Annotated in this window: 14 protein-coding genes; 5 read left to right on the top strand and 9 right to left on the bottom strand. The window is 52.0% G+C overall.

Annotated features, from left to right (window positions below; translation table 11 throughout):
- Positions 1 to 144 precede the first annotated feature (144 nt).
- Together AB1656_15015 and AB1656_15020 are read right to left on the bottom strand one after the other, a co-directional pair.
- Positions 145 to 1,995, bottom strand: coding sequence for a hypothetical protein (locus AB1656_15015; GenBank protein ID MEW6236693.1), 1,851 nt, complete (start codon positions 1,993 to 1,995; stop codon positions 145 to 147).
- A 14-nt stretch (positions 1,996 to 2,009) separates the two neighbouring features.
- On the bottom strand, positions 2,010 to 2,348 hold the full coding sequence (locus tag AB1656_15020; GenBank protein ID MEW6236694.1) for a DsrE family protein: 339 nt from the start codon (positions 2,346 to 2,348) through the stop codon (positions 2,010 to 2,012).
- Between the two features lie 162 nt (positions 2,349 to 2,510).
- Here AB1656_15020 and AB1656_15025 point away from each other — a divergent pair, with 162 nt between their 5' ends.
- From AB1656_15025 to AB1656_15045, 5 genes are all read left to right on the top strand, one after another.
- A complete protein-coding gene (locus AB1656_15025; protein ID MEW6236695.1) occupies positions 2,511 to 4,994 on the top strand; it encodes a glycoside hydrolase family 38 C-terminal domain-containing protein in 2,484 nt (827 codons plus the stop codon).
- Between the two features lie 290 nt (positions 4,995 to 5,284).
- The gene (locus AB1656_15030; GenBank protein MEW6236696.1) at positions 5,285 to 6,355 is read left to right on the top strand and encodes a helix-turn-helix domain-containing protein; all 1,071 of its coding nucleotides are present in this window, start codon (positions 5,285 to 5,287) and stop codon (positions 6,353 to 6,355) included.
- A 150-nt stretch (positions 6,356 to 6,505) separates the two neighbouring features.
- The gene (locus AB1656_15035; GenBank protein ID MEW6236697.1) at positions 6,506 to 7,201 is read left to right on the top strand and encodes a hypothetical protein; all 696 of its coding nucleotides are present in this window, start codon (positions 6,506 to 6,508) and stop codon (positions 7,199 to 7,201) included.
- 31 nt (positions 7,202 to 7,232) lie between these two features.
- Positions 7,233 to 8,984 (top strand): response regulator, encoded by a 1,752-nt coding sequence (locus AB1656_15040; protein ID MEW6236698.1) that lies wholly within the window; start codon positions 7,233 to 7,235, stop codon positions 8,982 to 8,984.
- Positions 8,965 to 10,074, top strand: coding sequence for a PAS domain-containing sensor histidine kinase (locus AB1656_15045; protein ID MEW6236699.1), 1,110 nt, complete (start codon positions 8,965 to 8,967; stop codon positions 10,072 to 10,074). Before AB1656_15040 ends, AB1656_15045 begins: the two co-directional genes overlap by 20 nt.
- A gap of 294 nt (positions 10,075 to 10,368) precedes the next feature.
- On the opposite strand, the gene AB1656_15050 is transcribed toward AB1656_15045, so the two are convergent.
- The 7 genes from AB1656_15050 to AB1656_15080 form a co-directional block, all read right to left on the bottom strand.
- Positions 10,369 to 12,831, bottom strand: coding sequence for a PAS domain S-box protein (locus AB1656_15050; protein ID MEW6236700.1), 2,463 nt, complete (start codon positions 12,829 to 12,831; stop codon positions 10,369 to 10,371).
- A 378-nt stretch (positions 12,832 to 13,209) separates the two neighbouring features.
- Positions 13,210 to 14,055 carry a metal ABC transporter permease gene (locus AB1656_15055; protein MEW6236701.1) on the bottom strand — a complete coding sequence of 282 codons (846 nt, stop codon included), beginning with the start codon at positions 14,053 to 14,055 and terminating at the stop codon, positions 13,210 to 13,212.
- 18 nt (positions 14,056 to 14,073) lie between these two features.
- A complete protein-coding gene (locus AB1656_15060; GenBank protein ID MEW6236702.1) occupies positions 14,074 to 14,814 on the bottom strand; it encodes an ABC transporter ATP-binding protein in 741 nt (246 codons plus the stop codon).
- Between the two features lie 225 nt (positions 14,815 to 15,039).
- On the bottom strand, positions 15,040 to 16,152 hold the full coding sequence (locus AB1656_15065; protein ID MEW6236703.1) for an SO_0444 family Cu/Zn efflux transporter: 1,113 nt from the start codon (positions 16,150 to 16,152) through the stop codon (positions 15,040 to 15,042).
- A gap of 218 nt (positions 16,153 to 16,370) precedes the next feature.
- Entirely contained in the window at positions 16,371 to 17,885 is a 1,515-nt protein-coding gene (locus AB1656_15070) for an ASKHA domain-containing protein (protein ID MEW6236704.1), read from the bottom strand.
- An 8-nt stretch (positions 17,886 to 17,893) separates the two neighbouring features.
- On the bottom strand, positions 17,894 to 18,922 hold the full coding sequence (locus AB1656_15075) for a uroporphyrinogen decarboxylase family protein (GenBank protein MEW6236705.1): 1,029 nt from the start codon (positions 18,920 to 18,922) through the stop codon (positions 17,894 to 17,896).
- Entirely contained in the window at positions 18,919 to 19,668 is a 750-nt protein-coding gene (locus tag AB1656_15080; protein MEW6236706.1) for a DUF1638 domain-containing protein, read from the bottom strand. The genes AB1656_15075 and AB1656_15080 overlap by 4 nt, the downstream gene beginning before the upstream one ends.
- Positions 19,669 to 19,770: the final 102 nt, after the last annotated feature.

Raw genomic sequence — 19,770 nt, forward strand, 5'->3', positions numbered from 1 at the left:
TCGCCTATGGCCTCGCGGCCATCGGCGCATGACTCGGGGCCAGCGTGGTTCGCTACACCTTCACTGTACGGAACTTTCATCCGCTTCCTTACGCCAGTTTTCATCGGCGCTTTCCCCTTGCCACCCTCATATGCCGCTTGCGTTTCAATCCGATTTACGATCTTTATCGCCGAGCCATTGGCGAAGGATTCTTTTTTGCAGGGGAGAAGATTTTTCCATTTCGCTGATTTGATAATCGACTTCGTTCCATCCATTCTGCAACCGTAATTTCTTTTCCAATAAGCGGTCGTCACGCAAGAGCGTTACGAGGATTTCTTCATCGATGGCGCGGCGGCGCAGAACGTCTTTATAATCATTGAACAAGACGCGCTCGCCGTCGAAGGCGATCAAAACGTCATGGCGCGTCAATCCTGCCTGGTGAGCGGGAGATTCGTAATCGACGCCGTCGATGCGCGGCTGGCCGCCGGGACCGTAAGCGAGATGAAGGCCGGCGTAGGGAGTTGGATCATTCTCTTCTTTGGGCGACAGTTGCACGCCTGCATAGGCAAGGTAATCGTTGAAGGGGATATCGCCGGGGGAAGCGATTAATTTATCGTAAAACTCGCTCCAACTATCGCCGGTTACATCCGCCAACGCCTGCAAGACATCCTGCGTCGTATAACCCCGGCCTGGAAGATAATAACTTTCCGCCGGAGCGTCCACATAGAAACGATTGTACAACAGCTGCATAAAATCTTCGAACGACTTTCGATTGCGCGTACGCTGGCGGATTTCCATATCCATACATAAGCCGATCAATTCGCCCTTCGTATAATAGCTGACCCAGACATTATCCCAATCGCTTTCGCCGAAACTGGTTCCTTTGTCTTGCAGCCAGGCGTCGAAACTGCTTTGCTCGGCGCTGCGTTGAAAAATGCCGGGCGTGGCGCGGAATTGGCGGATATCGTCGGCGAAGCGGTTGTAGAATTTTTCTTTATCCCATAAACCCGCCCGTATCATGATGAGATTGGCCAGATAACTTGTGCACCCTTCCGCCAGCCATAAGAGAGGCGTATAGACTTCCTGCGTATAATCGAAGGGACCGAGGTCTTGGGGACGCAGGCGCTTGACGTTCCAAGCGTGAACAAGTTCGTGCGCGGCGATCCAGTAGGTTAAATCCATGGCGTCGCCGGAATCGCTCAAGTCGTGGTTGCGGGTAATCTGGCAGGCGTCGAGATGCTCCATTCCGGCAGTGTTGCGGGAGTCGGGGAGGAAATGGAAGAAAAAGGTATAGCGATCCTGCGGGATGGCGCCAAGCATGGCGACGGCGGTTTCTTGCAAACGGCGGATTTTATCCACGAAAGCGGGGATATGGCGGCGGTCGCCGTTATTAAGCAGGCTGACGCGATAGACGGTTCGCCCGATCTTGAATTCCTCCACAAAAAAAAGCCCCAACTGGACGAGATGATCGATCATGAGATCGTAGTTGGGAAAAGCGAATTGCGTCTGTCCCAAATCGCCCGCGCTGGAGAGGATCATCCAGCCATCGGGCTTCTCGATGGTCAGAGAAACGGGATTGTCCTTATGTCCGACGGCGTACATATAGAGGCTGGCGCCGTCGAGGAAGGCGTGGAAATCGTTGAGTTGGGAATAGGCGCCGTCGAGGTTGTCGGCGTAGACCTTATAGGAAACCTCGATCGATGGAACGCCCTTTGTCTCAATGCGCCAAGTTTGCTTGTCGATCTTTTTTACGGGCAAAGGCTCGCTGGTGCGGGCGGAAAAGTCGCGGACATTGCGCGAGAAATTGCGGATGGAATAACGTCCCGGCGACCAGGCGGGCATTTGCAGATCCACGGTCTCCTGGCCGAGACCGTCCAGATGGAGGCGCAAGTTGAAGTAATGATCCCAGGGACGAGGCATAGAGATGGAATAACGAATCTCCAAGGCGCTGCAAGACGAAGATGGAAACCAAATCATCAAGGTAAAAAAAACGAATTTGCGAAATGAAGCAAACATGATCGTCCTCCAACTTAGAACGTCAGTACTTTCCTATCGCTTTGCAAAATCTCCGTCAGAGGTTTGCCCATGCCTTTGACTTCAATGCCGAGAGAACGGAGTTTTTCCGTAACGCCGTAGGAATCGGCGCAATCGATGCAGGCCTTCAGGACGACGCCATCTTCCTTCATGGCCTTGAGCTTCTTTTGCAGCGGTAGATCCTCGCTTAACAGCTTGGCCGACGGTCCCCATATTACAAGCAGCACTTCGTCGAACCATTCGTTTCTCTTCGCGTTATGGGCGTACATAAAACATACGCGATGGGCGACGTCGGGATCGCCGCTGCTCCAAATTATCGCTAAACGTTTCCGCATCACTTTCTCCTTGATGATGAAATCCATTGGAATCATAGAAAAATCCTATTCAAAATACTATTCTTATACTCAATTAACAATGTTTCGACACATATAGACTAGACGCATTACATATCATATCGCGGATTTGGACGAAACTCTGATATGGGAGAAATAACCGATATGAATAAAATCCATTTGATCTGCAATGCGCATATCGATCCGGTTTGGTTATGGGAGTGGGAGGAAGGAGCGGCGGCGGCTTTGGCGACGTTCCGGGCGGCGACGGATTTATGCGAGGAATTCGAGGGATTCGTCTTCAATCACAACGAAGCGCTTCTCTATCAATGGGTGGAAGAATTCGATCCCGATCTGTTTCAGCGCATTCGCATTTTGATAGAAGCCGGAAAATGGCGCATCATGGGCGGGTGGTTTTTGCAGCCCGACTGCAATATGCCCAGCGGAGAATCGTTGATACGCCAAATCGAACGCGGACGAAGATATTTCCGTTCGCGCTTCGACGCCGCTCCGACGACGGCGATCAATTTCGATCCCTTCGGACACAGCCGGGGATTGGTGCAGATTCTCGTCAAATCCGGCTACGATTCCTATCTTTTCTGCCGTCCATCCGCGAAAGAATGCGATTTGCCCGCCGACGATTTTCTATGGACGGGTTTCGACGGTTCGGCCATCCTAGCCCATCGCGCTCCCGGCCATTACAACACCAACCTAGGCCAAGCGCGGAGCAAAGTCGAACAATGGATGGCGAATCATCCCCTCCAACCGCTGAGCCTGGTCCTTTGGGGCGTGGGGAATCATGGGGGCGGGCCTTCCCGCAAGGATTTACGGGAGTTGGAAGAGTTGATGAAGCAGAGCGGAGAATGGGAAATCGTTCATTCAACGCCCGAAAATTATTTCCAGGATTTGAAAGCCTCCCGCGCCTCTCTTCCCCGTTGCGAAAAGAGCATCAATCCCTTTTCTCCCGGCTGCTACACAACGCAAATCCGGGTCAAACAGAAACACCGCCTTTTGGAAAACGAACTTTACTCCGCGGAAAAAATGCTGTCTCACGCCGCTATTCAAGTACTTCTGGATTATCCGCAGAAAGAGTTGGAAGAGGCGGAGCGCGATCTGTTGGCGTCCGAATTTCACGATATTCTGCCTGGTTCCAGCATTCAGCCTGTGGAGGAGTATGCGCTGCGCCTGATGGATCATGGATTGGAGATTCTATCGCGTTTGAAGACGCGAGCGTTTTTCGCACTTGCTCAATATCAAGAGAAAGCGAAGGAAGGCGAATATCCTATTTTGATATACAATCCCCATCCCTATCCAGTTTCTTATACCATCGAGTGCGAATTTCAGATGGCGGATTGGAATCGCAGCGATTCATTTCAATATCCCATTATTTATTCGCAAGGGAAGCGGATTCCATGCCAACTGGAGAAAGAGCAATGCCATATCCATGTCGAATGGCGCAAGCGCGCCGTTTTTCGCGCGGAATTGTCGCCCAGCAGCATGAATCGCTTCAATTGCTTATTGGAAGACCGTTCCAGCAAGCCGGAAATCCGTTTGCAGGAAGTGGATGGAAAACTTACCTTCCATTCAGATCGATTGGAAGCCGTTATCAATACCCGAACCGGCCTGATGGATTCCTATCGCATAGATGGAGTGGAATATCTAAAACCGTACGCCTTTCTGCCGCGAGTCATGGAAGACGACGGCGATTCGTGGGGGATTCATGTACGGAGTTTTCCCCGGAAAGCGGGAGTTTTCCAATTGATGGCGCCGGAAGAGTGCGCTCGTTTTTTGGGGATCGAGAATGACAGATTGAATCCGGTTCGGGTTATCGAAGACGGAGAGGTTCGGACGGTGGCGGAAGCCGTTTTCGCATACGGACGCTCGGCGTTAGTTCTGACGTATAAATTGCCCAAGCAGGGCGTGGAATTGGAAGTGGAGGCGCGGGTTTTTTGGTACGAAAAAAACCGTCTCTTGAAACTGTCGATTCCTACGGCTTTCGAAACGGATAGCTACTTCGGCCAAACCGTTTATGGAACGCTGGAGTTTGCCTGCGATGGCGACGAAGCCGCAGCGCAAAAATGGACGGCGGCGGTCTCGCGGCGGCAAGGAAGGGCGCTGACGTGCATTAACGACGGCGTCTACGGCTCCGATTTCCGAGAGGGCGAGATGAGGCTCTCGCTGTTGCGGTCGCCCGGCTACGCCTCGGCCAATTTTTTTAATGAGGAGCCGATCCTTCCGCAAAACCGTTTCGCGCCGCGAACCGATCAGGGGGAACGCTGGTTTCGATTTTGGATTACGGGAGGCGAGTTGAAGGAACGCATGGATAACATCGACCGGGAAGCGCTGGTTCATAACGAAAAACCATCGATTCTCCCCTGTTTTCCAATCGGAGAGGGCGAAAGACGCCAACCTTTCATCCTCATCGAAGGCGGAGCGGCGCTGGCGGCTGCTTTTAAAAAATCAAAGAATTCCGAGGATTATATTCTTCGCTGCTTCAATCCTACGGCGAAGGAACGGAAGGTTACACTGCATTTTCCCAAGATGGGAATCGCGGAATTCGTCCATTTTCAATCCTTCGAAATTAAAACCTTCAAACTGAATCCCGTGGCGGAAACCCTTCGCGAGATGGATCGTCTCATTGAAGTTTAATACTCGACGACATTTCATTTTCCGAATCGTTCAAGAGCAGAAATAGCCTTGCCTTTACCGACCAGCCAGCGGGAGTCGCCGATGCGGCAGAATGGAAAAAACTCATTCGGTAGGCGAGGACTTGAAATCAGGCGCTTTGTTGAGATATAAGTAAAGTAATAGCGAAGTATTCATTTCATTGGGGAGGAACATGTTTTGCGCCCCTTTTTCTAGCTTGGAGGAGAAAAGGCATTCGAAGGGCGGATAAATTTGTTTTACCATACGAATAACGCCGGAAGTTAGAGACGAAGATGATAATTCGAAATCATTCGATCATCGTTCCTCAACAAAGATTGGAAGAGGATTCTCAGTTTCCCATCCTCGACTTGGAAGCCATCGTCAATCCCACACTAACATTATGCAAGATTCGCGATATGTTCCGGCAAACAACGAGTTTGGATTTATTTCTCTTTTTTCAGAATCAACCGATGGGAAAATGGAGAGAGGAGCCTTTTTCCCAATCGATCCGCTTGCCCCGATATTGTCAACTTATCAGAAGCCACCCGATCGGATTGGCGCGATGCCTGTATTCTCATCAAATCATGACGAAAAAAGCCGTCGAAAGCCATCGACCGGTATGTCAGCGGTGTCATGCAGGACTCGCAACGATTCACTTTCCCGTAAGTATCGTCGATATAGGTTCGGGCGATCTGCAGACCGTCTGCGCACTCCACCGCGGAGACCGCAGCGATCGTCTCTCCCAAATCCAGAATAAAATATCCGAATTGGATATCCCGCAAAAAGAAATCGTCCGATCGTTGGAGGAATTGCAGATTTTATCGAAAGCCAAAGAACATCGCATCATTGGATGGCTGGAACTCATCGCCGATTATTTATCGGAAAGAACCACCGGTTCGCTTTGCGAAAAGAACGGCAGAATAAATCCCCCGAACGAAAACCGGGATTGTCCGCCGATCGAACATAAGATACGCCATGAAATCGGACGTTCGCTGTCTCTGCCTTCCTGGCGGTCGCAGCGTTGTTCCGGCGTTACCGGTTTGTTGGCCGAACAAGTGATCGCTTTCGTCTATCAAAACATCCACTTGCCATTATCGACGCAGATCGTTGCGCAAGCGTTAGGCTTCGATCCCACGTATTTCGCCAAGGCGTTCAAACAATACGCCCGCGAATCCTTAACAACCAACATCAAGCGCATAAGGCTGTCCCATGCCCAGAAATGGCTGAAAGATCCCTACCTCTCCATCCAGGAAGTCGCGAATCGCACCGGCTTCGCCGACGCCTCGTATTTCACTCGCGTTTTCCGCAACGCTTTCGGCGTTACGCCCACGCAATACCGCGAACTCTCCAACCGGTCTATCTGATCGTTCCATTCCAAAAAAGTCCGTTTTTTCCAGAAAGTACCAGATTTCTCCAATTTTTCGGATTGAAGGGCCTATCTATCTCTGCTTGAGTATTACAAGAGAAATTCAACGCGACATGCGCATTCGATCGCACGGGCAGGAGAAAACACGATGAGTTACGAATCTTTAGTCGAATTTCTAAAAGATGAAGCGCAGATCGCCGCCTTATCGTTTATGGCCGTCATCTACGCCCTCAAGATTTGGGGAATCATGAAAAAAAATCCCATCCAAGACCGAACGCCGAACCATGGAAATCCCAAAGAGGGTGTCCGCTATTCCTTCACGGTCATCGCCATGCCCTGGGAAATGCAAGTTTACCGCGACCATCCGATGAAATACATCGAGTTTACGATTTTTCATCTGGCCATTGCCGCCGCCATTGCTTCTACTTTTATCATCCCGTATTGGCCGGACGTCATGCTGAAATCCTGGATTATGCTTCCTTCTTTGCTTTTCATCGCGGCGGGATTTCTTTGCGGTTTGTTGCGATTGATAGCGCGTCTAACATCGCCGGCCATGAGAGCCTTCAGCGTTCCGGACGATTATTTTTCCATCATCCTTTTAAACGTCTATTTGATTTCGGCGATGATCGCCATTCCGAACAGCGCCGCCACGGCGACAGATCCCATGATATGGAGCATCGTTCTTTTTTTCGGCCTGACGGCGTTCTTTCTGATTTACGTTCCGTTCAGCAAAATTTCCCATTACCTTCTTTGGCCCTTCAACCGCTATTACTTGGGGAAGCATTTCGGAAAACGGGGCGTATACCCCAAAAATTCCGCCGGTCTGCGAGCGGCGGATTTATGATGCGGATAGCGCGAAAAGGAGAACGACCAATATGCAAACCGCCGAACAATGCCAAAAATTATACGAAACGCTGGAAAAAAAGATCAACCGCAATTTCGCTCTGTCCGCCAGCGTATGCGTTCATTGCGGGATGTGCGCCGATAGTTGCCATTATTACGTTGCCACGAAAGATCCGAAAATGTCGCCCGCCTATAAGGCGGATAAGATTCGCAGTTTGTACAAATACCGCCACGATTGGCTAAGCCGAATCGCGCCGTTTTGGACCGGAGCGCGGACATTGAAAACGCCCGAGGAGCTGGAAGATCTGCACGATATCTGCTGGGGTTCCTGCACCATGTGCCGGCGGTGTACGATCAACTGTCCTATGGGCGTCGATATGGCATTGCTGATCCGATCCGGACGCGCCATGCTCTTGGCGGCGGATTCGATTCCGGAAGGCGTCAAAGCCGTATGCAAAGATCAGTACGAAATCGGCAATCAGATGGGGATAACGCGCCAAGACTACCTGGAAACGATCGAGTGGCTCAGCGAAGAGCACGCTAACGACGTCGGCGATCCCCGGGCCGAAATCCCCCTCGACAAAAAGGGGGCGAATGTCATGTACGTCGTCAATCCCCGCGAAGTGAAATATGCGCCGCTGACGCTGCTGGCGGCGGCGAAAATCATGTACGCCGCCGGCGAGAGTTGGACGATGCCGTCCGAAGGGTGGGACAATACCAATTTCGGCTTGTTCGCGGGAGACGATAAGTTGGGCGGCCTCATGGGCCAACGATTGTTCGAAAAAGCGCAGGAACTGGGCGTGAATAAAGTCGTCGTTTCCGAATGCGGCCACGGTTATCGCGCCACCCGCTGGGAAGCGCCGAATTGGGCGAAAATGGATCTCCATTTTCCCGTGGAAAGTTTTTTAGTTACCATGTCGAACTATCTCAGGGAAGGCCGCATCACCCTCGATCCATCCCGCAACAAGACGCGCGTAACCTACCATGATCCATGCAATTTGGGGCGCAGCGCGGGAATTACGGAAGAACCGCGCGCCTTGTTGAAGCGCTGCGTCGCCGATTTCGTCGAAATGCATCCCAATCGCGCCGACAATTGGTGTTGCAGCGGCGGAGGAGGCGCCATGTCGATGCCGGAATACAATAAAAGGCGGTTGGAAGCCGCTATTGTGAAGGCGGATCAAATCAGCGCGACGGGAGCAAAAATCGTCGCCACGGCATGCCACAACTGCATCGACGCCTTAGAAGATTTGATTCGGCGCTACAAACTCAACATGAAGACCGCCACCGTAGGAGAGCTCGTCGCCGAAGCGCTGATATGGCCTAAAGCGGCGGAAGAAGAAGAAATTTTCGCTATCGACGGCATCGAGCCCGTCAAACTCGCACCGGGCGAAAAACGAAAAAAAATCCTCGTCATCGACGACGAAGCCGATGTCCGCACCTATTTGACGACGCTTTTCGAAGATTTCGGATATGAAACCATCGAAGCCGCCGACGCGAATCAAGGCATGAGAATGGTCAAAGAATACCATCCCGATTTAATTACGCTCGATATCATCATGCCCAAAAAGACGGGCATAAAATTTTATTGGGAATTGCGAAAGGAAGAAAAGTTGACCGATATTCCCGTAATCATCGTTACGGGTTTCGGCGAACCGGAATTTCCCAATGTCAATTTCAAAAAATTCATAACGGAAAGAAAAGTCCCATCGCCGGAGGGGTATGTAGAGAAACCGATTCATCGAGCCGAATTGCTGAAAAAGGTGCATGATGTCCTCTACGTCTGAAAACGCCAATCCCCGCGCCATCCACCGAACGCCGGAACAAACGGCGCCCTACAACCGGCTTTTCGACGCCATCCCCTGTTACGTTTCCGTCCAGGACCGCCATTTCCACATCCTGCAAGCCAATCAGGCTTTCAAAAAATCTTTTGGCGATCGGGTAGGGGATTTTTGTTATCAAGCCTATAAAGGATTGAATAAGCCATGCCATCAGTGCAATGTTGCGCGATCTTTTCAAGACGGCGAGATTCATTCCGGCGAAGAGGAGGTTCGTTCCCAGGATGGAAAGCCGATCCATATGATTGTCTATTCTTCGCCTTTGAAAGACGATGACGGCCGGATTGACGCCGTAATGGAAATGTCGATCGACGTGACGGAGATGAGACGACTTCAGGAACAATTGGCGTCGCTGGGAGCCTTGGTCTCCGGCATATCTCACAGCATCAAAGGCATCGCGATGGCGCTCGACGGCAGTTTATACGTCGTCAATTCAGGCTTCCGATCCAAAAAAGAAGACGTGATCAAAAAAGGATGGGATATGGTCGAACGCAATGTTCAGCGCATATCCAATATGGTGCTCGACATCCTCTATTGTTCCAAAGAGCGCATGCCGGAGCGGGCGTCCGTTTCACCCGCAAAAATTGCGCACGACGCATGCAACCTATTGGAATCGAAAGCCAAAGAACAAGGCGTTGCGCTGCAACGCTCTATCCCGGAAGATCAAGGCGATTTTACGGCGGATAAGGAAAAACTGCACGCCGTCCTCGTCAATTTGATAACGAACGCCATTGACGCCTGTTTTAACGATCCCGATAAAACCGATCATTTCGTTAAACTCTCCGTGGAATACGCCCCGGATCGAATCCTGTTTCATGTCGCTGACAACGGCACGGGAATCGGCGAAGATATGCAGCAAACGATTTTTTCCGCCTTCCAATCCACGAAAGGGGCGAAAGGCACTGGACTGGGCTTGTTCCTTTCGCAAAAGGCGGCCCGCGAACACAGTGGAAGCATCACGCTTCGGTCGGAATTGGGAAAAGGATCGACGTTCACGTTGCATATTCCCCGCCAAGATCCAATACGCCATCCATCTTAAGAACTTTCTCCTCCCCAGAGCCGTCCAAGAACGAGGAAGATATATAAAAAGGTCATTCTGCATTAGCGGAGTTCGCTTCGCTTCCCCCCATATGTATATGCAATCCTAAACCGCCCTAACATAAAACGCCAGCGGATTCCTTCCATCCCGTTTTCGATCGATGCGAATCGGCGTTTTCTTTGCAAGTTAGGAAATCCCTATCGCGTTTCGATCATAAAACATGGGCGAATAGTTTGTTCGCCAGTCTCCCATCATTTCCTCTCCCAACGGGAAACGATATTATCGAACGATGGATTATCGCCCATCGATTGGAGGGGCGTCCAGCGCGGACCGGACTTTTTGCAGGAGTTCGCCGAAGCGATACGGTTTGGCCGAAAATCCCGCCGCTTTGAAATGAGGCGGCAGACGGCTTGCCGCATCTTCTTTATAGCCGCTGCTTATAATGATTTTCGCGCCGGGTTCTACGGCGAGAATCCGCTCCAGCAATTCGCCGCCGGATAAGCGCGGCAAAGAAAGATCGAGAATGATAAGGCTGATGCGATCTTTTTCTCGAAGATAGATATCCAAACCTTCTTCGCCATCCGCCGCCAGAAGGATGGTATAGCCATATTCTGCGAGAAGCGATTTGCATAACTCGCGCAGCATTTTATCGTCGTCGATAATGAGGATGGTTTCCGTCCCGCCGTGGATTTCCTCTTGCCGGGGATAAAAAGCGAAATGGACATTTTCATTTGCGGCGGGAAGGAAAATTTTCATTGTCGTCCCTTTTCCTCTTTGGCTATCGACCTGAATCCATCCATCGTGCTGTTTGACGATTCCATAAACGCTGGGAAGACCCAATCCGGTTCCTTGTCCCACATCTTTCGTTGTGAAGAAGGGATCGAATATGCGATCCTGCGTCGTCTTATCCATACCCAAGCCATTATCGGAAACGCCGATGACGGCGAATCGGCCGAGCCGGGAGAAGGGATAAAGAGCGACGTAATCTTTATCGATGTCGATCGACTCTGTTTTGATCTCGATCCAGAAACGATCGTTCCGCCGTTCGGGGACGATCTTGCCTTGCATCGCCTCCTGAATGGCGTCGCGGGCGTTGGCGCATAAATTCATAATCGCCGTTCGGATTTGTCCGGCGTCGGCGCGGACGTTCGGAAGATTCTTCTCGGCGGAGATTGTTATTTCGATGTTCGGGTCGATCGTCTGCCGCGCAAGACGATAGGATTCAAGGGCCACGTCATTCAAATTGATCCATTTCAATTTCATATCCGATTTCCGGCTGAAAGCCAGCAACTGTTGGATTAACTCCGCTGAGCGAACCGCCGCTTTCATCGCTTCCGAGAGATATTTGTCCAACTTTGGCTGGGAAGCGGTTTTGGCAAGGCCGAGATTGCCGATAATCGCCGTCAAGAGATTGTTGATGTTGTGCGCGACGCCGCCCGCCAATTGACCCACGGCTTCCAATTTGAGCGCATTGCGAAGCTGCTCTTCCAATTTTTTCTGATCCGTGATGTTTTCGTAGACGCCGAGAACGCCGATGACGCATCCTTGCGCATCCAGTAAAGGGATTTTGCTCGTACGAAGAAATTGTTTGGAGCCATCCAGTCCAATTTGCGGTTCTTCGTAATTCAATTTCGGTTTTTGAGTACGAATAACTTCCCAATCGTCGGCGCGGTAGGCTTCCGCTTGATCGGGAGCGGAATAATCGAAGTCGTCCGTTCCGACAATTTCATCCGGCGAATCAAGTCCGGCGTCGATCGCAAAGAGGCGATTACATCCCAAATAGTTGAGGTTAAGGTCTTTCCAAAACACGCGGGCGGGAATGGCGTCCAGGACGATTCGCAACATCCGACGCGATTCGCTCAAGGCTTTTTCCATCCTCACGCGCTCCGTAATATCGCCAAAGGCGACGGCGACGCCATAATTCTCAAGGGGGATGGGCGCCGCCGTTACGGAAAGCCAAACCACATCGCCGTCTTTTTTGACGATGCCCATTTCCACGTTTTGGATCAGACGGTTTTCATTCAAGGCTCGGACGCTGGCGTATTCCTTCGAAGGCATGGGCGAACCGTCGGGACGGACGATTTTCCAAGCCGGATCGTCAATGCGTCTTCGCAGATGCTCCTCTTTCGAGAAGCCGAGAAGCCTTACGGATTCGTCGTTGATTTCAAGGATGTTTCCCTTCTTGTCGGCAATACTGATTCCCAAAGGAAAAGAATCGAAAAGAACTTTATATTTTTCCAAGTTGATTTTCGCTTCTTCCATTTTTTGCTTTATTTCCGAAATGTCCTCCAAATAGAGAAGCACTCTTTCCCCGCCATCGCCGCGCAACAGAGAAGCGGATACTATCACCTCTTTTTCTTGCTGGAAAATAGGGAGAACGGCTTCAATTTTGAAAAGTTCACGGGCTGGCTCCTTGGCGTCTCGAACGGCGCGGCGCAACAAACAATCGGAACAATAAGAACCTTTCCCGCATTCCATGCCATTATCTTCACGATGGCTGCATTGAAGCGCCTCGCCCAAAGAAATTCCAAGCAACCGAGTCAGAGGGAGGTTGGCATACTCTTGCGCTGCGCGATTAGCTGCGAGTATGCGGCAGTCCCGATCAATGGCGAAGAGGATGGCGGGTACGCCTTCGAAGAGATTGGACCATTCTCTTTCCTTCTCGCGCATGGCCATTTCCGCTAGTTCGAGACTTGCCGCTCGAGAGCGCCAATATTCCAATTCTTGGAAAAGGTTCGCTTTTTCGGAATCGCTCATGTTACACGCTTTTTATTTCGAAACGATGCCGAATCCAATCTTGACGAAGGATAAAGAAATCATCGTTTTGCTGAAAAACCATATTTGTTTTCAATCGAGGCTCTTGCAAAATGGATAAAGCCTACGCTTTAATTCTCCTCCCAAGTTTGGGGGGAGTTAGAGGGGGGGTGATTTTATTAGGTTTAAGGCAACCCCTTCCTTACCTTCCCCAGGCTTGGGGGAGGAATAATGGAATTTTGCAAGAGGCTCAATCCATTATTTCATTTCGCCCCAACCGTGTATAGGGATTTTTTATCGAGATAAAAAAATCAAATGAATTATCAATCCATAGAAGGTTGGACAGTTCGCGAGGACTAGGTTATTCCGTCTTCGAGCCGATCAGGAATTCGCGGCGGGGTGTTTTTGCCCGCGGATTTTCAATTCTTTATATAAGGTGGAAAGAAGATAGACTGTCCCGGCGATGATGATGATCGTGGCGCCAGCGGGAAGGTCGGGTTGGTAGGAGACAGCCATGCCGGAAGCGGTGAAGGCGATGCCCAGAAGAACGGCGAGCAGCATCATCTGTCCCAAACTGCGGGCGTAATGGCCCGCGACGGCGGCGGGAAGCGTCAGCAGGGCTATGACGAGGATGATGCCGACGACCTGGATCAAAGCCACTACCGTCAACGCGATCAGGCAGAGAAGCAGCAGATACATAGCTTCCACCCGCACTCCCTGCAAGCGAGCGTATTCCTCGTCGAAGCAGATTGCTAGAAACTGCTTGTAAAAAAGAAAAACGATGAGGGCGATGAGGGCGTCCAACAGGCCAATGGCGTAGATATCTTCCTGCGCGACCATCAGGATGTTGCCGAATAAATAGCTCATCAAATCGGCGTTGTATCCCGGCGTGAGGGAAATGAAAATCACGCCTACCGCCATGCCGACGGCCCATAAAGCACCGATGATCGTATCTTCCCGCGTCCGCGTGCGCAGCGTGACGACGCCGATGGCGAGGGCGGCGGCGAGGGCGCAGGGAATAGCGCCGGTCATGGGATGCCATCCCATATAATACGCGAAGCCCATGCCGCCCAGGATGGTATGGGCGATGCCGCCGCTGATGAATACGATCCGCTTGACGACGACGTAGGAACCGATGACGCCGCAGGCGAAACTGGCGAGAATCCCCATGATCATGGCGTTTTGCATAAAAGTTTGCGCGCGCAGCGCTTCCAAGAATTCCAGCACTGGATTCCATCCTTCCCTTCAGACGATTTGTCCGTGATCGACAAGTTTCATGGGGACGTGATACATATCCTCAATCATCGCGCCGGTTATTTGGTTCGTGGGGTGCATGACCAGGCGGCGATTGAGACAGGCCACATGCTTGACTTGTTGAGAGACGACGCCCAGATCGTGGGACACGAGAATGATGGCGCATTCTTCGTTGAGAGCGCTCAGCAAATCGTAAATGCGTTTTTGAGAACGGCTGTCCACATTGGCCGTTGGTTCGTCCATAATCAACATGCGGGGGCCGCCGACGAGAGCGCGGGCGATAAGAGCGCGCTGCCGCTGGCCTCCGGACAAGTTGCCGAAACGATGATAACGGAATTCCGCCAGATCGACTTTCGCCAGGGCGTTTTCCGCCAACTCGCGGTCCTGCGGGCGGTAACGGCCGACGGCGGGCGCTTCGCCTAAGCGGCCCAGAAGCACTACGTCTTCTACATTGATGGGAAAATCCTTGTCGAGGTTAATCTGTTGTGGAACGTAACCAATCAAGCGAGACGCCAGCCGGGGAGGTTGTCCGAAAATTTCCACTATGCCCGAATCCGCCTTCAGCAACCCCAACAGGATTTTCAGCAATGTCGTTTTCCCCCCGCCATTGGGGCCGACGACGCCAAGAAAATCTTTCTCTTCCAAGCAAAAAGAGACGTCTTCCAAGACGATTTCCTCTTCGTAAGAGAATTGAAGATTCTCTACTTGGACGGCGGTTCTCCTGGAATTCATCGCATCTCCTCGATTATCCAATTTTCAAGTTAGCATCTCATGTTACGCAAGAAGGCCATTTTTCAAGGAATTTGCCGTCTTTACAATTCCTCTCCCAAGATTGGGAGAGGTTAGGTGAGGGTTGATTGGATTGAACTTAAAACCCCTCACCCTAACCCTCTCCCAAAGGGCGAGGGAATGGAAATGCGCAACATGAGTTAGCATTATATTCCTGCGACATGGTTTTCAGGAAGATTTCACGCCGAACGGCTTCCTAACGGCGCCCATGACGCTTTTCCATTCCTTCGGCATGGGACGGTTCCATACGCCCTTGACGATCAAGAAGCCTAACGCCGCTCCCCAAAGGACGCTCCACGCCGTTTGCTCTTCGGCGTGGACGTGATTGATGCCCATTGACGGCGAAATCTTCATAGCGGAATAGAATAAATTGACCAATTCGCCCGCGCATAAACTGAAAAAGACGATGGAAATCAAGTAGAGAATCATGGAACGGCGTCCGATGATTTTCGAAATAACGGGGATAGCGCCGATATTCGTCGCCGGTCCCGCCAGCAAAAAAACCATAGCGGCGCCGGGAGACAATCCTTTGGCGATCATGGCGGCGGCGATCGGCGTGGAGGCGGAAGCGCAGATATACATGGGAACGCCGATGACGAGCATGAGAATCAAGGAACTGAATCCCTGCCCGGCCCATCCTTCGAAAATCATAGGCGGAAGCCATGCGCCGATGACGCCGGAAAGAACGAAACCCAACGCCAGCCAATAGGCTAGATCGTTCGATAAGTCAATATAGGCGAAACGGAAAATTTTGTAGAGCCAGGAATGGCGATTGGCGGTTTCGAGAATCGCGACGCCGTTGGCAGGCGCAGCAGGGGCGGCGTTTTTCTGGGTCTGGCAACGAGGGCAACTCGATTCTATCGCCGGCGCCGCTTCATCATGCTCCCCCCAACGGTTGACGATCATTCCCGCCGCCAAGGCCGTCAGGAACGAGACAACCGGACGCAGGATGGCGATCGTCAGGTCCATGACGCCATACGTCAGCGCGATGGAATCGACGCCGGTTTCCGGAGTGGAGATGAGGAAAGAGGCCGTCGCCCCCCGGCTGGCGCCTTTTTGGCGCAATGCCGCCGCCGTCGGGATGACCGAACAGGAGCACAGCGGCAAGGGAACGCCGACAAGAGACGCCCAGAAGACGGATTTCCAATTCCGCTCGCCCAACAAGGAGGCGATCCGTCCCGCCGAAATAAACGTATTGACCAATCCCGCCGCAAAAAAGCCGAACAGGAGATAGGGTCCTGCAATCTGTAATTGACGCCATATTTCATAAAAAATCGTCATGAAAGATATCCTAAGCCTTTCTCCATTATCTATACGGTATCCGCGCAATGATGCGGAAGTATTTTTATTTCATACTATACTTTCTCTTTCCAGGAATAACATGGAGACGGCGAAATCCAAACAAATAAGGGAATGGCTTGGCATTCTTCGCTCGAACCTTATTTCATATCCAGATAGGAGGGCTGGCGACGCGGGCGGGATGACTGCGTATTCGGGAATTACGAATCGGGGAACGTCATTTCCTCGACGTAAATCTGCTGAAATTGCGGGTCTTCATTCAGAGAAATATGTTCGGTTTTTTTAATAATATGCTCCATTAGCATTTTTTGACGGTCGAATTGAAAAAGGGATAGTTTCGCTCCCAGCAGCGCCGTATTGCCGGAAGGAACGATTTTTTGCGGAGGAAAATTCAACAAGCCGATGCGGATGGCGCTTTGGATATTGATGTAATTGCCGAACGCTCCTGCCAGATAAACTCGGTCGATCTCTTCGATCTTGGCGCCAAGGCGATCCAACAAGATGCGGACGCCCGCCGCAATGGCGCCTTTGGCCAATTGCAATTCCCGGATGTCGCGCTGTTTCAGCGTAACGGGAGGACATACGATGAAAACTTCCTCTCCGCCGTTCAACCGTCCCGAAGGATGAATTTTTTTCAATTCCAATCCCGCCGCGATGGCGTCCACCAGGCCGCTGCCGCAAATTCCGCGCGGCTCTATTTCGCCCAATACGCGGCCAATCAGTTCGCCGTTTACGACGCGAACCTGGGACACCGCTCCGGCGGCGGCTCTCATGCCCATCGATATGCGGGCGCCTTCGAAAGCCGGTCCCGCCGCCGTCGAGGCGCAGACCATCCGATCACGATTTCCCAAAACGATTTCGCCATTCGTGCCTAGATCGATGAGTCCAGCTAGGCGGGAACTTTCGTACATTTTCACGGCCATGATTCCGGCGAGAATGTCGCTGCCGACAAAGCCGCCCAGCCCCGGCAGAAAACGGACGAGGGGATCGCCGGGAAGACTCCATCCCAACGCGCTCGCGGGCGCTTCCTGCAATCCATCGTCCAACGGCTCGAAAGGGTATTGCCCCAACGGCTTGACGTTGATGCCGCAAAAAAGATTGTGCATCGCCGTATTGCCGGCGATAGCGATGCTACCGATAGTATTTTCTGGAGGAATGGAATCGAGCAGGTCGAGAATCATCGAACCGATTTCCCGGCGGATGAGTTGGTTCAATATCTTCTGGCCATCCAAGTCCAAAGCGAAATGGATGCGGCTCATGACGTCTGCGCCGTGGCGGGCTTGGGGATTCAATGAACTTTTAACCGCGAGGACTTCGCCCGTTTGCAGGTTCAACAATTGCGCAGCGATGGTTGTCGTGCCAAGATCGACGGCGACGCCCAAACCTTCGCCGGGAACGAATTCAAACGCCGAATGATCGGCAAGAATTGGCGCTTCCCATTGCGCGATTTCCAGCGCGAGATCGTTTTCCGCCGCACACAGGCATGCCAACCGCCAACCCTGCGCCAGTTCCTCCGCCGTCAGAACGCTTTCCTGTTCCGGCGTTATGGGGATGTTTCCGTTGAGGACTTTGATGCGGCAGCCCCGGCATACGCCCCGTCCGCCGCAGGGAAATTCCACGCCGTAGTCGAAGAGAACGTCGCGCAAAGGCGCGCCCGCTTCGACATCGACTGTCTTACCCAGGGGTTGAATTTCGATTCGAACCAATTTTTTCATCGGCGGCGTTACGGCGTTCCAGCGCTGGAGGCGGGATGGCGGGCGTATTCCAGCATGGCGCGGAGATAGGCGGGCGGCGTATCGCGGGTAACCTCGCAGCCCGCGCTGACAATATAGCGGACGCCCGCCTGGCGATGGCATTCGGCGATGGCCTGGTAAACCGAATCCGGCGAACCGTCGCGCAGGGCTTTGACGGGATCGATATTGCCCAACAGAGTTTGCTGCGGCCCCATTTTTTCGCGGGCTTCGTCGAGGGGATTCATCCAATCCAAATCGACAATTTCGCAGCCAAGTTTTCCCATGCCTTCATAGAAGCGGCGCGTCTTGCCGCAGATGTGCAGGCGAACCTTAGTTCCTAAGGCATGCAAACCATCAACCAATTTCTTTTCGTAAGGCCAAACGAACTCGTCGTAGAGCCTAAGATTCACCAGCGAGGCGGCGGCGTCGCCTACGCCGATGTAATCGGCGCCCGCTTCAACTTGATGGACGGCGAATTGCAATTCCATTTGAACGACGAATTCGAAGAGATCGCGCACGAAAGCGGGATCGTCGTAAAAATCGGTCATGAGATTGTTGATTCCGCGCAGGTCGGAGCTCATAGCGCAGGGGCCTTCCACCCAACCTTCAACAAGTTTTTCGCCGCCAACGCGCTCCTTGAGCAAAGCGATAGCTTTGATGCGATCGTGCATACGTCCGCCGCCCAGCGGATCGGGAAATTTCAATCCAATTAACTTGGTTTTATCCAACAAAAGCGCATGTTCTTCAATAATGGCGGGAGGTTGATCTTCGAAATATTCGATAGCGGCGCCCAAGTCCGCCGCTTCCCGCGCGGGATCGGAGATGCTGGAGACGTGATCGCAATCGAATTTTTCGGCCATAGTGAGTTGGCCTTCCGCCATGACGCGGTAATCGGCGGCGTATTCGCCGTATTTCTTGCCAATCTGATCCACGGCGAACATCATCGTGATCGGCATAAAGGGCAAACGATCCACTGGATTGCCTTTCATCATTGCCAGGATGCGTTCTCTGCCGTTCATGATTCGCGCTCCTCTACGCACAAGATTCCATCGTCCACTTTCGCGGCGATGCGGCGTCCCGGCGGGACAACGAGAAAATCATTCTCATTCCAATCCCCATCCACAAATCGCTGGAAGAGGGACATATCGCCTTGAATTTTTTCCAAGACGCATCCGCGCCGATCCGCTTCCTCTTTGGCTCTTTGCTCGAAGCGGGCGTCTGGTTCCAAGCCCATCTCCACGAAGGTAAACCGTTGGTAGTTTTTCGTCATATTGCCGAATTGCTCATAAAGATATTTGGCGTTGTCCTCACCGTACTTGGCCGCCAATTGTTCGTATGTTCGATCCAAGCTGTGGATATGCTGGACGGAAAGCTGATTCATCTCGCCGAGATCGATTCCCCGCTCGATCCATCCCGTAGTGAGGAAATAGGTACCCGGATGATTTTGAAAATAATTGGCGTATCGTTCTTTGCTGCCCAGAAAAAGGGTAATGCAGTCGTGGGCGCGGGGAATCACCAAGGGAACGCTGCGCGCCGCCAAACCGGCTACGCCGTTATTGCAGAGGCCGTAGCCCAGCAGCACGGCGTCATAGTTGGATTCGTCCACGGCGTCTAGCGCCGAGCGCAGGCGGCTCAGCATTTTTTCCTGGCCGATGTCGTGCAGACCTTTGGGCAGAAACTCCACGTCGATGCGATTGACCGATCGGGCGATGGAGGAGCACATTTCCCGATAAAATATTTCGCAACTAATCAATTTCAAACGCATAATATCAACACGCAATAAGGTTGCAACTTATCTTATCAACCCTCACCTAACCTCTCCCAATCTTGGGAGAGGAATTTTAAAAGCGTCAAATTCAAAAGCGAT

This window comes from Candidatus Omnitrophota bacterium (assembly GCA_040755155.1).
GTDB lineage: Bacteria > Hinthialibacterota > Hinthialibacteria > Hinthialibacterales > Hinthialibacteraceae > JBFMBP01.